This window comes from Silvimonas terrae, assembly GCF_014202765.1.
Classification (GTDB): domain Bacteria; phylum Pseudomonadota; class Gammaproteobacteria; order Burkholderiales; family Chitinibacteraceae; genus Silvimonas; species Silvimonas terrae.
Window position 1 is genome coordinate 271,097 of sequence record NZ_JACHHN010000004.1, and the last position, 16,753, is coordinate 287,849.

General features: G+C 60.5%; 11 protein-coding genes. 2 read left to right on the top strand and 9 right to left on the bottom strand.

The window, feature by feature from the left end:
* Nucleotides 1–44: 44 nt before the first annotated feature.
* Together HNQ50_RS11360 and zigA are read right to left on the bottom strand one after the other, a co-directional pair.
* Entirely contained in the window at nt 45–593 is a 549-nt protein-coding gene (locus tag HNQ50_RS11360; protein ID WP_184100741.1) for a glutathione peroxidase, read from the bottom strand.
* Nucleotides 594–693: 100 nt separating this feature from the next.
* A complete protein-coding gene (gene zigA, locus HNQ50_RS11365) occupies nt 694–1,923 on the bottom strand; it encodes a zinc metallochaperone GTPase ZigA (protein WP_184100743.1) in 1,230 nt (409 codons plus the stop codon).
* Between the two features lie 116 nt (nt 1,924–2,039).
* Between zigA and HNQ50_RS11370 the strand changes: the two genes are divergently transcribed.
* Nucleotides 2,040–2,930 (top strand): metal ABC transporter solute-binding protein, Zn/Mn family, encoded by an 891-nt coding sequence (locus HNQ50_RS11370; protein WP_184100751.1) that lies wholly within the window; start codon nt 2,040–2,042, stop codon nt 2,928–2,930.
* 66 nt (nt 2,931–2,996) lie between these two features.
* Here HNQ50_RS11370 and HNQ50_RS11375 read toward each other — a convergent pair whose 3' ends face one another.
* Both HNQ50_RS11375 and HNQ50_RS11380 read right to left on the bottom strand, forming a co-directional pair.
* Nucleotides 2,997–4,577 (bottom strand): thioredoxin family protein, encoded by a 1,581-nt coding sequence (locus HNQ50_RS11375; RefSeq protein WP_184100753.1) that lies wholly within the window; start codon nt 4,575–4,577, stop codon nt 2,997–2,999.
* A gap of 108 nt (nt 4,578–4,685) precedes the next feature.
* Nucleotides 4,686–7,385, bottom strand: coding sequence for a TonB-dependent receptor plug domain-containing protein (locus HNQ50_RS11380; protein ID WP_184100755.1), 2,700 nt, complete (start codon nt 7,383–7,385; stop codon nt 4,686–4,688).
* Between the two features lie 415 nt (nt 7,386–7,800).
* Between HNQ50_RS11380 and dsbD the strand changes: the two genes are divergently transcribed.
* Nucleotides 7,801–9,297, top strand: a complete 1,497-nt coding sequence (gene dsbD, locus HNQ50_RS11385) for a protein-disulfide reductase DsbD (RefSeq protein ID WP_184100757.1) — start codon at nt 7,801–7,803, stop codon at nt 9,295–9,297.
* A gap of 23 nt (nt 9,298–9,320) precedes the next feature.
* On the opposite strand, the gene pgaD is transcribed toward dsbD, so the two are convergent.
* The 5 genes from pgaD to HNQ50_RS11410 all read right to left on the bottom strand — a co-directional run bounded on the left by pgaD (nt 9,321) and on the right by HNQ50_RS11410 (nt 16,753).
* A complete protein-coding gene (pgaD, locus tag HNQ50_RS11390) occupies nt 9,321–9,851 on the bottom strand; it encodes a poly-beta-1,6-N-acetyl-D-glucosamine biosynthesis protein PgaD (RefSeq protein WP_184100759.1) in 531 nt (176 codons plus the stop codon).
* A complete protein-coding gene (gene pgaC, locus HNQ50_RS11395; RefSeq protein WP_308419155.1) occupies nt 9,848–11,161 on the bottom strand; it encodes a poly-beta-1,6-N-acetyl-D-glucosamine synthase in 1,314 nt (437 codons plus the stop codon). The genes pgaD and pgaC overlap by 4 nt, the downstream gene beginning before the upstream one ends.
* Nucleotides 11,158–13,131 (bottom strand): poly-beta-1,6-N-acetyl-D-glucosamine N-deacetylase PgaB, encoded by a 1,974-nt coding sequence (gene pgaB, locus HNQ50_RS11400; RefSeq protein ID WP_184100761.1) that lies wholly within the window; start codon nt 13,129–13,131, stop codon nt 11,158–11,160. Before pgaB ends, pgaC begins: the two co-directional genes overlap by 4 nt.
* A gap of 2 nt (nt 13,132–13,133) precedes the next feature.
* On the bottom strand, nt 13,134–15,602 hold the full coding sequence (gene pgaA, locus HNQ50_RS11405; RefSeq protein ID WP_184100763.1) for a poly-beta-1,6 N-acetyl-D-glucosamine export porin PgaA: 2,469 nt from the start codon (nt 15,600–15,602) through the stop codon (nt 13,134–13,136).
* A 437-nt stretch (nt 15,603–16,039) separates the two neighbouring features.
* Nucleotides 16,040–16,753 (bottom strand): GGDEF domain-containing protein, encoded by a 714-nt coding sequence (locus HNQ50_RS11410; protein WP_184101321.1) that lies wholly within the window; start codon nt 16,751–16,753, stop codon nt 16,040–16,042.

A 16,753-nucleotide genomic window follows, 5' to 3' on the forward strand; every position in this document is an offset into this window, starting at 1 on the left:
AAAAAAAGCACCCGAGGGTGCTTTTCTTGTGGCGTGCCAATAAATCAGGCCTTGGCCAGTTCGGCAGCGATGGCGCCGGTCAGGCGGGCGTCATCGGCGGTGACATCCGGCGAGAACCGGCCCACCACGTCACCCTTGCGGTTAACCAGGAATTTTTCAAAGTTCCACAGCACGTTCGGTTGCGGGGCGATGTCGATGCCCTTGCTGGACAAGCGCTCGCGGAACGGGCCTTCGCCCGTGGCGTCGGGCTGGGCATGGGTCAGGGCGTTGTACAACGGGTGCTGATCTGTGCCGACCACCGAAATCTTGGAGAACAGCGGGAAAGTCACGTCGTACGTGGTCGAGCAAAAGCTCTGGATTTCTTCATCCGTGCCCGGTTCCTGGCCCTTGAAGTTGTTGGCCGGGAAACCCAGCACTTCCAGACCTTGCGCTTTTTGTTCGCGGTACAGTTTTTCCAGCGCTTCATATTGCGGGGTCAAGCCGCATTTAGAGGCCACATTCACCACCAGCAGTACTTTGCCGGCATAGTCGCCCAGCGTGGCCGGGGTACCGTCGATTTTATGCAGCGCGATATCTTGGATGGCTTGTGTCATGTTGAATCCTGTTGGCGTCGTGTGAGTGGAAACCGGCGCGACCGGATGGTCGCATCAGGCGCCATTTCACCGTATCTGCCGGCGCCGCGCCAGTGCTTTCTTATGCCTCTGGCATCACCTGCCACGATGCGAACAGGTCAGTCAGGGTCTGCGGGTTGCGGCGCAGGGCCACCAGTTCCGCTTCCGTCGCCAGGCATTCATCCAGCATGTGGGTCAGGCGGGGTTGATCCATCTCGATACCGATCAACACCAGTTCCTGGGTGCGATCGCCAAAGACCGGGTGCCAGTTTTCCATGATGGCGGCCAGCTCCTCCGCCTCTTGCGGCCAGTGTTTGCGTGGTACTGCGGCGTACCACATGCCTGCAGCGCCATGACGGGATGCCCCACCCGCCTGCGACCAGCTGCCGACAAAGTCCGGGCGGGTGGCCAGCCAGAACCAGCCTTTGGAGCGCAGCACGCCCGGCCATTCTTGCTGGATGCATTGCCAGAAGCGTTGCGGATGAAACGGGCGTGGATTGCGGTACACAAAACTGTTGATGCCGTATGCATCGGTTTCTGGCGTGTGTTCCCCACGTAGTTCCTGCAACCAGCCTGGCGCGTTGGCGGCCTGGGCAAAATCAAACAAGCCGGTGTTGAGAATGCTGGCGGGCTGCACCCGGCCAAATTCACTTTCCAGGATGCGGGCACGCGGGTTCAGCGCTGACAACACGGCCCGCAGCCGTGCCAGCGCGTCGGGGGTGATCAGGTCTGTTTTGTTCAGGATCAGTACATCGCAAAACTCGATCTGTTCAATCAGCAGATCCACCACCGCCCGGTCGTCCTCTGCGCCCAGGGTTTCCCCGCGCAGGGCAAGGAGGTCTTCCGAGGCGTAGTCGGCCAGGAAATTAAACGCGTCCACCACCGTGACCATGGTGTCCAGCCGGGCAATATCAGAGAGGCTCAGGCCGGCTTCATCCCGAAAGGTAAAAGTTTCAGCCACCGGCAAGGGCTCGGCAATGCCGGTGGATTCAATCAGCAGATAGTCAAAGCGTCCCGCTTGCGCCAGCCGGGTGATCTCGACCAGCAAGTCTTCGCGCAGGGTGCAGCAGATGCAGCCATTGCTCATTTCCACCAGCTTTTCTTGCTGACGGGACAACGCCGCGCCGCCATCACGCACCAGCCGGGCGTCGATATTGACTTCGGACATGTCGTTGACAATCACCGCCACTCTGAGCCCCTCCCGATTGTTGAGGATATGGTTCAGCAGCGTGGTTTTGCCGGCCCCCAGAAAACCGGACAGAACGGTAACGGGCAAGCGGGAATCTGTGGAACAGGAAAGCGTGGTTGACATGGTTGGGTCCGGTTACAAAAGCAGTTTGCAACAATGTTGCATCTGACATATGCTGCCATCCGTTTTTGCAAATTGCAACAATGTTGCATTTACCATTCAATCAGAGGATTTCACCCATGCGCCCCCTCCTGCCGCTGACCGCACTGACCCTGGCCCTGCTTGCCCCGCCGGTATGGGCCAAAGACATCAAAGCCGTCGCCAGCTTTACCGTGCTGGCCGATATTGTGCGTAATGTGGGGGGCACGCATGTCACGGTGACCAGCCTTGTCGGCCCCAATGGCGATCCCCATGTGTACGAGCCCAGCCCGCAAGACGCCATGGCCCTCAAACAGGCGGATGCGGTCTTTATCAGTGGCTTGGGGCTGGAAGGCTGGATGACCCGCTTGATCAGCAATTCGGGCTACACCGGCAAGGTGACGGTTGCCAGCACGGGCATTCATACGCGCAAGATGACCGATGACGGCAAAGTGGTGACCGATCCGCACGCCTGGAATGACATCAGCAACGGGGTGATCTACACGCGCAATGTCGTGGCTGCGCTCTCTGCGGCAGACCCGGCAGATGCTGCGGACTTCAAACGCAATGGGGATGCCTACATCGGCAAACTGCAAGCGCTGGACGCTTATGCCAAGGCGCGTTTTGCCAGCTTGCCCCGGGCCGAGCGCAAGGTGCTGACCAGTCACGATGCTTTTGGCTACTTCGGTGCCGCCTACGGGGTGACGTTTCTCTCGCCCGTCGGGATTTCAACGGATGCAGAACCCTCCGCCAAAGACGTGGCGCACTTGATCAACCAGATCAAGAAAGAACATGTGGCGGCGTATTTCTTTGAGAACTCCAACGATCCGCGCATGGTAAAACAGATTGCAGATGCCACTGGCGCAGCGCCGGGTGGCGAGTTGTATGTGGAAGCGCTGTCGCCACCCAACGGGCCAGCCGCGACCTATGAGGCCATGTTTCGCTACAACGTCGATACCCTCTATACAGGCATGACGCGCGCGGCGCGGTAACGGATACGCCTCTACCGGGTAGCCGGGCCGGGTGGTGGATCGCACACGCCCGGCCGGCCACGCCGGTCAGGCTGCGCCGGATGAGGCAGCCTTGATCAACCCTTCGCATGTGGCTTTTTGCGGGTCTGCGGCTTGCAGCTTGCCGCACACGCCTTCAAAGCGCGCCACCACTTGCTTGAACGCCGCATCGTGTGCGCCGCCCTGGTTCCATTTGGACAAATGCAGCGCCCAGCGTTGCAACGCCGCCCGGTTGCTACCGTAAAACGCGCTGGAGGTCTGCGCCAGTTCACCCAGCACCTTGCCGGACACCGCCTGGATACGCGCTTCGTCCTGCGGGGCCAGATCGATAATCCCGTTGAGATAACTCACGCCCCAGCGCAAGCGGGTGGCCGGGCCTTCGGCGGTGTTATACGCCTGCTCGTACCAACCGAGCGCTGCCGCCTTGTCCCCGCGCAAGCGCGCATTGTGTGCCAGGCCAGACATGAAGTAATACGGCGCTGGCGAGCGCTTGAGTTCGGCTTTCAACAGTGCGTCTGATTCGGTGACAAGGCCGGCGTCGGTCAGCGCATCTCCTGCCGCACTGATCACGGATTGGCGCTCGTACCCATTGGTGGTGGCTTTGTCCGCGGCCGCGACCTGGCTGCGTACGGCGGCCAGCAAGGCGGGCGGCAGCGGCTTGTTCTCTGGCTGATCCAGCCGGGCCAGCGCCACACGACCATCCACCGCAGTCAGGCGATCCGTCGTGGAAATACTCTGATCCGCACCCAGCGTGACCAGGGCTTTATCCCAGGCTTTGGTCAACTGCGCGCGTGCGGGCGTGCCTGGCTGCGTCAGATAGCGGGAGATGTCCGTGGGGTAAGCGACCACCAGATCAAAATTGCTGCGGGCCAGTTTGCCGTCAGTCAGCACCCGGCTCACCGCTGGCAGGGCACGGGCCTTGTCGACTTGCCCTTGCGGCTTGCCGCTGGCCGCAGCGGCGACAGCTTTGAACTCCAGCCGCGTGGCCGGGCCGGGGGCATGGTTGGCAGCGGCATGCTGCGCCAGGGTTTGCAGCGCCGCGGGCAGATTGTCGCCGGGCACTTGCAAGGCGCCATCGGTATCCCAGGAGTAATCAGCCAGCATGCTCCACTGCGCCTGATCCAGCCGGGCACCAGGTTTCAGGCCGGCGGCGAGCGTGTCTTTGACCGGATGCGCGGCATTCAGCCCCAGCGAGAGCACCTGCATATAGCGCGTGGCATCCACTTCACCGGGCAGGCGGGTGATTTCCGTGCCATCCGGCTTGAACAGGATCATGGTGGGATAGCCACGCACCTTGAATTGTTCGCCCCACTTTTGCGCGTTTTCGGTATCGCCATCCAGATAGACCGGTACAAACAGCGCGGTACGTTTGATAAAGGCATCCTGATTGAAGATGGTGGCTTTCACCTGATTGCACGGCGGACACCAGACGGCGCCCCAGTACAGGAACAGCGGTTTGTTTTCAGCTTTGGCGCGGGCAAAAGCGGCGGCAACATCGCCTTGTTGCCAGGCAATGCCCGGCGGTAAATGGGTGGCGGCTGCGGGGGCAGAAGCATCCGCGCCAGCCCAGGCGGCGGTGCCAGTCAGAATCACGCCGGCCACTGCCAGCGCGTAGATGCGTTGTTTCATGCAACACCTTTTGTTCTTGCATCGATCACTACGGCAACGGGTTGTTGCCGCGCTGTGGATGGGCCAGCGCTACGGATCTGCGGCGCGGGCCCACCCGGTCAAACCGGGTCAGTCAAAATGGTAATTGAACGCCAGCCAGCCCTCACGTCCGATCGGCGAGTAAGAGCCCACCGCGTAATAGGGCCAGCCGGCGGAGTCGTCTTCCTTGATGGTGTTAAAGACGTTATTCACAATCAACGAGAGCGAGGCATTCTTGCTGACCTGATAGCCCAAGCTCCAGTTAGCCAGTGCGGTCGGCGTCAGATAGCCGGTACCGGCCTGGTTAGGGATCTTGCCGTAGCGTTCTACCTGCACGGTACTGGTCCAGTCGCCCCGGTTCCAGGTCAGGCTGGTCATGAACTTGTCCGGCCAGTCGTAGTTATCCATGGCTTTGGTCAAGTCCTCAACCTCATCGCCCTTGAACTGTTGCGACTTGTGCACCAGCACCTTGGTATACGTGGCCGTCAGCAGGAAATTGCCCACCGCCCCGGCACGCCAGCGGTACTTGCCGGTCAGATCGTAGCCGGCGGTTTCTTCCATGGCGGCGTTGATCGGGTTCACCAGAATGGTGTTGATGGCGCCGGGGTCCAGCACCGCGTTATCCGGATTGCGGATCACCCGGCTGATAGCGTCCTGGCACTGCGAAGAATTGATGTCTTTCAGACCCAAACGGCAGTCTGACTCTGTACGCAGCAAGGCATCGGCATCAATGTTGGTCACTTCGTCATCAATGCGGATATGCCAGTAATCGGCCGACACATCAAAGCTGCTGGTCGGTGACCAGACAAAACCCAGCCCCCACGAGCGGCCATTCTCCGGCTTCAGGTCCTTGTTGCCCGTCTGCACATAGTTGGCTCCGGGCGAGACATTGGCATAGTCGCAGTTGCCCAGGGTCTGGCCAGCGGCGTTGCAGCGGTAATAATCCGTAGTGCTGGCGTAATAGCCCTTGGTCGGGCTCTGGAAAATGTAATTCATGTCTGGTGCGCGAAAACTGGTGGCGTAGTTACCGCGCACCAGCAACTCTTTGAGTGGACGATATTCCAGTGCGGCATTCCAGGTCAGCTTGCTGTCGCTTTGCCCGGCAAAGGAATAATCGTCATAGCGCCCGGCCAGCGTGGCATCCAGAGATTTGACAATGGGGATGTTCAACTCCAGCGCGGCAGCATAACGCGTGCGATTGCCGCTGGCCGGGTCTGCGCCAGACAAGTTGTAAAACACCCCTTCGTTGATGCGCGCATCCGGCTTGTTGGTAAAGCCCTGGCTGCCCCACTCCAGCAAGCCGGCCGACTTCACCGGCCCGGCCGGCAAATCAAACAGCTTGCCGTTGGCGGAGAAACTGGCGGTCTGCGTCCACGAGGTATTGGTGGATTCGGTCTGACCGTACAGGCTGGCAAACTGGCTGGCGGTCAGCGGTTGGGCAAAGCGGCTGGCATCCGGCGCGTAAATGGGAATGCCGTCTGAGTCCGTCCCCAATTGCGGCCCCAGGAAATAACTGTCGATCCCGGCGTACAGACGCGGAACATCCGCCACGCTCTTGTAGCCTGAGGCGTTATACGCCGCTTCATAGTTCCAGCCGGTGTCAAACAGACTGCCGCGCACACCCACCGTGATATTGCCGGCAGTGTCGTGCCAGTCTTTATCAAATGCCGAAGTACCGCCGATCTCTTCTGGCGCAAAGCGGCGCGTCCAGCTTTCATAGTCACCGGTATTCTGGTTCAGGAAATATCCGCTGGTAGCCCCCAAGGATGTCCAGCTTGGCCCGCGTGTGTTGTTGGTGGTGTGGTTCCACCCCAGCATCACATTGCCAAACAACGTGGTGCTGTCGGTCAGGCGATAATCGAACCCACCATAGAGGTTCTCGCTCTGGTTGGCGGTTTGCACGGTCCAGTAATCCGGTTGCGCCTTGCCACTGCCGCAATACACACCCGACTTGCTGTTGACCGGCACATTGGTGCCGCCAAACAGGCCGGACAAATTGCCGCATGCCGTGCTGCCATCCAGATACTGGCCGGTAGTGGCATCAAGGCGGGACCAGGTCTTGGTCGGCGTTTCGCCTTCCAGCGTGCTGGAAGACATGAAATCCCGATCCTGCGCAGCAATAGATCGCGTCTTGCTGATTTCCAGCCCGAATACGGTGGAAAGATCGCCAAAGTCTTTGCCGCCGGAAATCTGCACGCGGCCATTGTCGCCACCGCCCCGGCTGGTAGAACCTGCCTTGACGTTCACATCCACGCCATCGGCATGGTGCTTGAGAATAATGTTGACCACGCCGGCAATGGCATCAGAGCCATAAATGGCCGATGCACCCGCGTTGAGGATTTCAATCCGGTCCACGAGGGCCGACGGAATATTGGCCAGGTTAACAAAGTTGACGGTGCCGTCATACGCCACCGGGTAATCAGCCACGCGCCGGCCGTTGATCAAGACCAGGGTGTGATTGGGCCCAAGGCCGCGCAAGTTGATGGCGTTGGCCGCAGGGGTGAAGGTGTTGCCGTAGTCCGCGCCCTGGGTAAAGCCGGTGTTCTGGGTCTGCTGGTTCAGGGCATCAAACACATTGCGGTAGCCCTCTTGCTCCAGTTGTTCACCGGTAATCACCGTGACGCTGGTCGGGCCTTCTTTCTGGGCGCGGGGAATGCGGCTGCCGGTCACGGTGACCTGGCCCAGGTCGGTGGCAGGGTCGTCGGCAAAGCTGGTCTGGCTTGCGGCAAGCAGCGCCACGGTAATGGCACTGAGCCGGAACGCACAGCCGGCCGTTCTGCTTTTTTGCATGAGCGTCTCTCTTCCTGGCTGGTTGCATAAACCAGCATGTGATGTCTGCCCCGAAACCTTGCGGGTGTAATAGTTTCGGGCCGTGCCCTGTTCTGGGCGCCGCCAGGATATCAAGTCACCATATATTTCTCAAAAGTATATATAAGTTTATTTATATTTCTTTAGAGAATATCAAGAGCTGCGCTAAGATGCGCCGACACTCTGCGCAGACCCACTACCAGACCCGGAAATAACCCGATAAAACACGCTTTTCGGGCGGTAGTTCAGGACCTTTTCCTGCCAGAGCAATACCCCATCAGTAGTTGATTATCAAAGGGTTAGCGATCGGACCACGCTGTTACCGCAGCAAGGCCCCAACCTGGACCCGAACCCCGCTCACGCCACAAGCGTGAACAGGCCCAACTGGAGATTTGTCGTGCGGCGCTTGTTGCCTCTGTTGTTGTCGATATGTGTTGTATTGTTGAGTCACCCTGTACTGGCGCTGGATGAGCATGACCTGCTGCCACCCGAGCAGGCCTTCAAAGCCAGTATCACCGCCCCCACCGCTGAAGCGGCCGCACTCAACCTGACTGTGGCGCCGGGCTATTACCTGTACAAGGAACGGATCAAGATCAGCGCCACGCCGGCGCAAACGGTCACGCTGACGTTGCCTGCGGGCAAGATCAAGAACGATCCCAATTTCGGTAGGGTTGAAATTTATCCGCACGACGTCACCGTGCCACTGCATGCCAGCCAACCGTGGCAACCCGGTACGGTACTTAATGTGAGTTATCAGGGCTGTGCCGCTGCAGGTGTGTGTTATCCGCCGCGTACCGTACAACTTGCGCTGAACACCCCCACAGCAACGGCCACCGGGCCGGACGAAGGCAGTGCGCTCATCCGCAGCAATCTGGCTGTGACGCTGGGGCTGTTTTTCCTGGCGGGCGTGGGGTTGTCGCTGACGGCGTGCATGTACCCGTTGTTGCCGCTGGTATCGGGCATTGTGATCGGACAGGCGCGCAGCCGGCGTAAAGCATTCGGACTGACGCTGGTGTACGTGCAGGGACTGGCGCTGACCTACACCGTCATCGGCATTGCGGCCGCCAGCACCGGCACATTGCTGACGGTACAAGTGCAAACCCCCATCACGACCACGTTGTTTGCGGCTTTTTTTGTGGTGATGGCCTTATCCATGTTCGGCCTGTTTAACCTGCAGTTGCCCAGCGCCTTGCAAAGCCGGGTGACCGAAACCGCCAACCGGCTGCCAGGCGGGCAATTGTTGCCAGTGTTCATCATGGGCGCGTTGTCGGCACTACTGGTCGGTGCCTGCATGGCACCACCACTGTTTGGTGCGCTGGCCTATATGGCCAAAACCGGAGACCGTGTGCTGGGGGGCAGTGCGCTGTATGCATTGGGGCTGGGCACGGGTGCGCCCCTTCTGCTGATTGGTGCGTTTGGTGCCACGGTGCTGCCGCGCCTGCCGGGCAAGGTCATGCTCAACGTCAAGCGTGCTTTTGGCGTGGTCTTGCTGGGGACAGCGGTATGGATCAGCCACCCGCTGTGGCTCAAGTCATCCAGCCATGATTTCACGCCGGTGAGCACCACCGCAGCACTGGATGAGGCGATTGCGCACGCGGCCGGCAAACCGGTGCTGCTGGATTTTTATGCGGACTGGTGCGTGTCTTGCGTGGAGTTTGAACGCAACGTGTTGCCGGATGCCGGCGTGAAGGCGGCGCTGGCCGGCTTTGTACTACTGCGGGCGGATGTCACCGCCAATACGGCGGACGATGCCGCCTTGCTCAAGCGTTTTGGCCTGTACGGGCCGCCGGCCATCCTGTTTTATGACCGGCAGGGCCGGTTGCAAAGCACGCGGCTGATTGGCCCTGCCACCCCCGCACAGTTTGTGCGCTTGCTGGGTAACGCCGCGCGTTGAACGCCCGGACCGGGCATCCTGGCTTAGTGCATGACCGGTGGCGCGGGCTGCGGGACCGGCCCTGGCACCACGGTTGGCGGGGCGGGCGGTGATCCGGCATCCACCCGGATCACCTGACCGTTTTCCGCATGCCAGACCACAAGGCGCTTGGCCTTGTGCCATTGTTCGACATCCGGCTGGGGAACATTGTAAAACGCAGCCAGATCCTGATCGGTCACGGTCGGGCGCGGTTTGCGCCGATCGTAGCCCCTGAACCGCAGATAGTTGTACATGGCCCAGCCGACAAAAATCCCGCCCAGCACGGTCAGCGTGCCCACATAGGATGCGGCCAGGTGTTCAAAGGCAATGAAGCCCCGCAACTGGATCATGTGGTGCCAGGCAAAAAAGCCCTCGCCCAGCCAGCCGGCAGCGGTCAACAGCGGCAACCACAAATAGCCCCAGAATGCCCAGAACAGCGCAGAGAACGAGCCATAGGTCAGCCGCTGGCGGCGGGTTTGCCAGTCTGGACGCTCAATGATCAGGTGTGTTGCCGAAACCGGCGGCAAATCCATCATGATTTGGTACCCACATAGTGTTCATGCGCGGGCGGGTGTGGTGTCTGCGCAGTTTGCTGAATGCCCCGGTCAGGGCTGACCCATACCGCCCGCGAGTTACGCTTGCGCATGAGTGTTTTGGGCACGGCCCAGATGGTGGTCAGCATGTTCAGCAACCAGTACGCCAGCGGATACCACACCATCCAGTAGTAGGACTTGCCCATGCCTTCGTCGTATTGCGAGTCCAGCCGCAGCGCGACGCCAATCTGCATCAAACAGGTCACGCCGATCACCACCCCGTTCCACCCCGGCAGGATGGTCTGGATATACAAGGGTTGCGGCAGTGGCATAAAGAGGCCGAGGAACCACAGCAGCGTGACGCCACCCATGATGTAGGCCCAGGCCACGCTCAACAGGAACTCGGCGTAGATCGCCCACATGCGGCGCTTGCGCCAGAACAGCAGCGACGGCAGATATTTGATCAGCACCTGCACCCCGCCCATGGCCCAGCGCAGGCGCTGCTTCCACAGCCCCTTGAGGGTTTCCGGCATCAAAATCCAGCAGCAGGCTTTGGGTTCGTAACGGATATCCCAGTGTGCAATCTGCAGTTTCCAGGAAATGTCGATGTCTTCGGTCAGCATCTCCGGGCTCCAGTAGCCCACGTCGTGCAGCGCGGCGCGGCGGAACGCGCCCACCACGCCAGAGATGGTGAAAATGCGGCCATAGGTGCGCTGGGCGCGCTTGATCATGCCGATGATGGAAGAGAACTCGCCCACCTGCAGTTTGCCCAGCAGGGTCGAGCGATTGCGGATGCGCGGGTTGCCGGTAATGGCGCCCAGGCGCGGGCCGTGGACAAAGTGCTGCATGAACCAGGCGGCGGCGTACTCATCCAGCAGCGCATCGCCATCAATGCAGATCAGGAACTCGTATTTGGCCATCAGCGCGGCGGTGTTCAGACCCATGGCCTTGCCCTGGTTGGTGGCCAGGTGGATCACCCGCAGACGCGGATATTGCTCGGCCAGGTCATCCAGAATGGCGCCGGTGTCATCTTTACTGCCATCGTTGACAGCAATCACTTCAAACAGCGGATAGCGCTGGCACATCAACTGGGCGATGGTCTCGCGCGCGTTTTCACCTTCGTTGTGCATGGGCACAATCAAAGACACGCCCGGGTAGTGATCCAGAATCGGCGGAATCTGCACGCCCACCGTCTGCCGTTCAAAACGCCAGTAGTAATGCACCGCGCCGATCATCCACATCCAGGCCATGGTCAGCGGATAAAAGAACGCAAACTGCAGCAGCAGCGTGGAGAGGGAGGCCAGTGTATTCACTTGCCGCTCCGGTACGGAAAGCTGCGCAGCGAGAAGCGCTCGATCAATTCGTCGAGTTTGGGCTGGTCGCGCACAAAGTCATCGGGGTAGTAGCCGTAGTTACGGGCGCCGGCGTCAATCAGCACATCCATTTGTGTGGCCAATTCGTGGCCGCTGATCGGGGTGCTGGTTTTCCAGTCGGTGGCTTGCAGTTCAAACACGCTTTTATCCAGCGCGCCGGGAATCTGGCCCACGGTTTGCGCCAGGTTCTTCAGCCACGGCAGCGGCTCTTTGGCGCCTTCCATATACGGCATCGCCATGATGGCGGTGTAATCGTAGTGATTGAGGAAATCCGGCAAGGATTGCGCAAACCAGGCTTGTGATTCCGGCTGCAAGATCACGCGGGCGTAGATGTTACGGGCGGTTTTCAGATTGGGTTGCCACTGGCGTACCCGGTCGGCCAGTTGCATGGAAAAGTCGGTCAGATACGCGGTCTTGAGCGTGCTCCAGCGGCTGGCCAGGGCCGGGTCTTTGCGGATGTCCGCCACGGACCCCGGCAGACCCCAGCTTTGGTACACGGCACGGGCGGCCGGGCTGTCATCTTCAAAGTCAGTCAGGGTGGCGTCGTCATGGAACAGCACGCCCTGGAAGATGGCGTGGGTGGCCAGGTCTTCATACAGATCGCCAATCAACGCCCGCGCGGCCGGGTCAAACGGGCTCAGGCGATGATACGCATTGGCCCCCTTGGGATCGCTGGCGGTCACCACATGGCTGGCCAGCGGGTCTTTCTCTGGCAGCACATACGCCATCAGCGGCATCCAGGCGTAGACCTTCACACCCGCACGCGTTTCCAGTTGCCAAGCGGCGCGGCTGAACAAATCGGCGCGCATGGGCAAGTGGCGATTGGGGAAATACAGCGCCGTGGCCGCGCCCGCGCCAGAGGGGTCGGCATATGCTTGCAGAAACACCGTGGTGGCGCCGCTGGCTTTGACGCGGTCCAGCAATTTGCCCAGGTTGAGTTCCTGCTGCTTGGGGTCCGCGTCGTAGACGTAATCCAGGTCCACATGCATGACGCGGATCGGGCGGACTGAGGACGCGCGCATGGCGGCGTCCAGTGCTTTGGTGCTCTCGCCATCGTTATGCGTGATCAGCACGCGGCGCAGCCGATCCAGCCCCACATCCGGGCTGTTGGTGCCGTCATCCAGCGTCAGCGTGATGGGCATGCCGGCGGCTTTGGCGGCGTTGATGGTGGCCTGGTTGTAACGCCCATACGGCCACACCATCACACGCGGGGCCTTGCCGATATGTTTGGCGATCACATCCGAGTTTTGTTGCAGGTCAGACCGGATGCGCGACTGATACTCATCGTCGCTTTCGTACAAACCGGTGCTGGGGTCATACACATGGGTGATCAGGGCCGGCAACTGATTGCCTTGCGGGTTGGCCTGGCTGCCGTGGTGCTCGTTGAAGCTGTGCGAGGCAATCTCGACGAGGCCAGAGTCCGACAACTCCTTGATCTGCGCCCAGGTCATGATGTCATCCCGGCTGTAATTGCGGGATTCGGCGGTGATCTCGGCACCTTCGGTGGCGTCGATCCAGTGACCGACGATGCCTTGTACGGCGTGATAACCAAACGCTTTGAGCAGCGGGAATACGTTGGTGTAAAAGCTGCGATAACCGTCGTCAAAGCTCAGCAGAATGGCTTTGGGTGGCAGCGGCTTCTTGCCGGCACGGGCGTCCAGGATGTCGTCCACGCTGATCACGTGGTAACCGTTTTCCCGCAGCCACTCAAAGTGCTGCGCCAGTCGGCGCGTGCTGACCGCATAGGGATCGGGCAACACCCAGACGTCGTCGCGCACTTCGTGGTAGCACAGCACTTCAAAGCTGTCGGCCGGCCAGGTGGCGGTATCGGCGCGGGCCGGCAAGGCCAGCACCAGGGCCGCCAGGGCCAGTGCGGCAAAGTGCCGGAGCAAGGTATGCACATTGGGCATGATCAGAATTTCCAGTCCAGTGTGGTGCGAACGGCGTAATCGGTTTCCGGATTGCCGTCATACACAGCGCGACCCACGCTGGCGCCTACGCGCCAGTCGTGCAGCGCATCGATCTGGTAGTCGAGTTCGTAATCGGCAGCGGCAATCACCGCGCTGCCATAGCTTTGTTGCCAGTTGTCACCCACGCTCAGCGTGAGCGTGTGGCTAACCTGGCGCTCGTACTGGCGCCACTCTACCCAGCGGTTGATCATGGAGGCCGATGCGGCCACCTGGCTGGACGGGTTGAAATAGCTGGCGTTGTCCGCAGAGAGCGAGTTGTGCGTGCCGCCCACATCCAGACGCGCATCCATCTGGTAGTACGGCTGGCTGATGATGCGGCGCTGGCCGTAGACACCCCAGTTCACCCGGTTGTTGTCATCCGAGAAACGGCCATTGGCGGCAGAAATGCCCGCCTCGGCCGATTCGTTCCAGCGGTAGCGAAAACCCACGCTGTAAAAGTCGGTATGCACGCCATCGTTGAAGGCACGCAACGGGGTGTCGTCGCCGTTGTGGGCGTAGCCGAAATCCAGATTCCAGAAGTCGGTGGGGTGATAGCTGAGCGCCACGTGCCCGCCGACATCGCCGGCAGAGCCGTTGGCACCATCCACTTGTGCCTCGCCCGACCAGGTCGGCGCGCGGTATTCCATGCCGGCACCGGCTTCGCGCTGCAACAGGTTTTCCACGCTGTCGCGGCTTTGCTGCCAGCCCACATGGGCGTAGGCACGCCAGTTCCAGTCGATGGGCTGACTGTAAAAGCGCGTATCAAAGGTGATATCGGTAACGTCGCTGTTGTCGCTGCCGTTATTCGACAAGCCTTCTTTGCCGCCGCCGCTCCGACCCATGCGCAGCGTGGAGATCATTTCCGGCCGCATATGATCTTGCCAGGCCTGCGCCATACGGGTGGTGGCGTCGTCATCCGGCAGGGCCTGGCGGGCGCGGGCCAGATCGGCGGCGGCAGACTGATAGTCCTGGGCATCCATATGCGCGTCAAAAGTCGGCGGCAGCGCCCAGACATAATCCGGCGAGGCGGTTTGCAAGCGGGTCAGCAGCGTAATGGCACGGCGCGGCCAGCCGCGCAGGCGGTCTATCGATGCCTGTGCGGCGCTGATGTCTTCGTTGCCGGGTGCGCGGTGGTGCAAATCGTCGACCCGGCGCTGGGCATCAGCCAGTTGTTCAGAGTAAGCACGCACCTGGGCGGCCAGCAGTTGTGCCGCCGGATAATCCTGGTTTTCCAGGCGCAGCGCCGGATACGCGTTGTTGCGCCATTCCGGGGTATCGGCCACCAGTTGGTCGGCGGCGGCGATGGCCGCTTGCGGGTGCTCGGCCTCCAGCTGCGCATAAACATAGGTCACGTGCGCGTCAAAATCCCCGGCTTTGGCGGCAAAGGCTTCATCCAGCAAGCGGATCGCCACCAGCGGCTGGCGCACGGCCAGAAATGCGCTGGCGGCGGGCACTTTCACCCACGGCGGGATCGGCGCATGTTGCGTCTCAAGGCTTTGATAGAGCTTGACCGCATCTTGCATGCGGCGGCGGTTGACCAGCGCTTCCACCAGGTCATATTGCTGAGCAAAGAGCGCGTCGTCGCCAGCGGCTTCCGGGCCACGCAAGGCGGTGACGTGTGCCTGGCCATTGGCAATGGCTTTGTCGGTCAGCGTCCAGCGCGTGGGCGAATCGGCGCGGCTGTTGTCGGCCTCTGCCTTGCCCCAGCGGATTTCCCGCTGCACGGCCGCCGTTTTGGCTGCGGCCAGATCAGCCGGCTTGAGGGTCAAGGTGGTAGAGAGCGCCAGATGCGGGGCGCTCATGCGCAAGGTGGCGACAAAGCGTGATTCCGCCGCCGTGCGGTTGGCTGGGTCCAGCGTTTGCAGGTGATCGCACCAGTAGAGCACTTGCGCGTAATTGGTCAGCACGCTGTAGACGTGGATGAACATCTCGGAAAGCGCAATCTTGTCTTTGGGCTCAAGAATGTCTTCGTCCACCACTTTGAGGCGTGCCAGTGCTTTTTCTGGCTTGTTGCGCTGCAGGTCAAGCTGGGTCAGGGAAATCTGCACATCAAAGCGGGCGGGATCACGCCGACCCAGCACTTCATACAGTGTCTGGGCGGCATCAAGATGGGCAAGATGTTTTTCGGCATCAGCCCAGGCGGCCAGCACGTAAAGCGGCGCGGTGTCCGGGTCCAGCCCGTCTGCGGCAGCCACGGCATCGGCATCGCGCCCGGCCCAGACCGAGACCGCAATCAGGTCGTTGCGAAAACGCAGCTCTGCCGGGTGGGCGGCGTGCAGCGCCTGCAAGGTGCTGGCGGCGCTATCCAGATGACTGTTGCGGGCATCTTCTACAGCCTGCTTGTAGCGGGCTTCTTCCTCGGCAGAAACCGGGGACTGCGCCGCGTATGCACCCGTTGAGAGCGTAAGTAATGCAAGGGAAAACTCCAGCATTGAGCGCCGTGCAGTACGCCAGCTTGTATCTGGCCAGAAAAATACAGCAGTCCGGACGCTCATGCGGGAACCTTGATTCCTTTCAACATTTGTTAGAATGTAAGACTAAAAATCGACAGATTCCCACACCTCGAGGTCGGAGTTTAATGAAAAAATCCAACCCACTCAACATATTGAGCAACGTTTATCGGAAATATAGTTATTTCTAGTCACGCGTTCATTTTGTAAGACAACTTCTTTAATGTTGCATACAAAAATGAAGTTTTTGCATTTTATGACAATATTCTGCCGCCAGGCGACAAGTGGTCAGAAAATTCTGTTGTGAACATACGTAAGAAAGCACCGAGCGGATGCAGGAAGCAGCCCTCAAATGGCGCAGGAAAATTCAGGCAGGAAGAAAACGGGGCAAGACAGGGAAACCCGCCAGGCGGGCGCGCTTAGTCGCGGGCGCGCACAACCTGGTCACGGCCATTGCGCTTGGCAATGTAGAGCGCTTCATCCGCGCGGGCGTAGGCACTTTCGAACGGCGTGCCGGTGTCATTCCAGCTCACCCCAAAGCTGGCGGTGACATTGCGTTCGATCGGCGCGCCAAAGATATGGGCAGCCACGGCGGCCCGCATGCGCTCAGCGATCTCGAGCGCCTCATCCAGCGAGGTGTGCGGCAGCATGACGGTGAATTCTTCACCGCCCACCCGGCCAATCTCGCCGGTTTCTGGCACTACCGCCTGCAAATGCGCCACCACCGTTTGCAACACGGTGTCGCCAGCGGGGTGTCCGTAGGTGTCGTTAATGCGCTTGAAGTGATCCAGATCGAGCACGATCAGCGCCATGTCGCAACGTGAAAGCAGCTCATTGGATAACTCAATGACCGCCCCCCGGTTGAGCACGCCGGTCAGGGTATCGTGGCGGGCACGGTATTCCAGACTGAGTGCCAGCGCTTGCAGGCGCTGGTTGAGCACGGTCATTTCGCGCTCTTGCCGGTCGCTGCGGCGGATCAGCCGGCCGGTTTCCCGCAACAGGCGCTCGTAATGCCCGATCAATTCACCCAGCGCCAGCCGGTAAATGCCGGCGGGGGCGTGGGCGTCGTCAAACACCAGACCGGCCTCCGCCAGGGCGGCATGTTCCAGGTCAAACAGATCGGGATCAGTCAC

Bases quoted from the DNA above. Each gene is read 5' to 3' on its own strand.
- HNQ50_RS11360 (WP_184100741.1), bottom strand. From the start codon at position 593: ATGACACAAGCCATCCAAGATATCGCGCTGCATAAAATCGACGGTACC.
- zigA (WP_184100743.1), bottom strand. From the start codon at position 1,923: ATGTCAACCACGCTTTCCTGTTCCACAGATTCCCGCTTGCCCGTTACC.
- pgaD (WP_184100759.1), bottom strand. From the start codon at position 9,851: ATGATGGATTTGCCGCCGGTTTCGGCAACACACCTGATCATTGAGCGT.
- HNQ50_RS11370 (WP_184100751.1), top strand. From the start codon at position 2,040: ATGCGCCCCCTCCTGCCGCTGACCGCACTGACCCTGGCCCTGCTTGCC.
- pgaA (WP_184100763.1), bottom strand. From the start codon at position 15,602: ATGCTGGAGTTTTCCCTTGCATTACTTACGCTCTCAACGGGTGCATAC.
- HNQ50_RS11380 (WP_184100755.1), bottom strand. From the start codon at position 7,385: ATGCAAAAAAGCAGAACGGCCGGCTGTGCGTTCCGGCTCAGTGCCATT.
- pgaB (WP_184100761.1), bottom strand. From the start codon at position 13,131: ATGCCCAATGTGCATACCTTGCTCCGGCACTTTGCCGCACTGGCCCTG.
- HNQ50_RS11375 (WP_184100753.1), bottom strand. From the start codon at position 4,577: ATGAAACAACGCATCTACGCGCTGGCAGTGGCCGGCGTGATTCTGACT.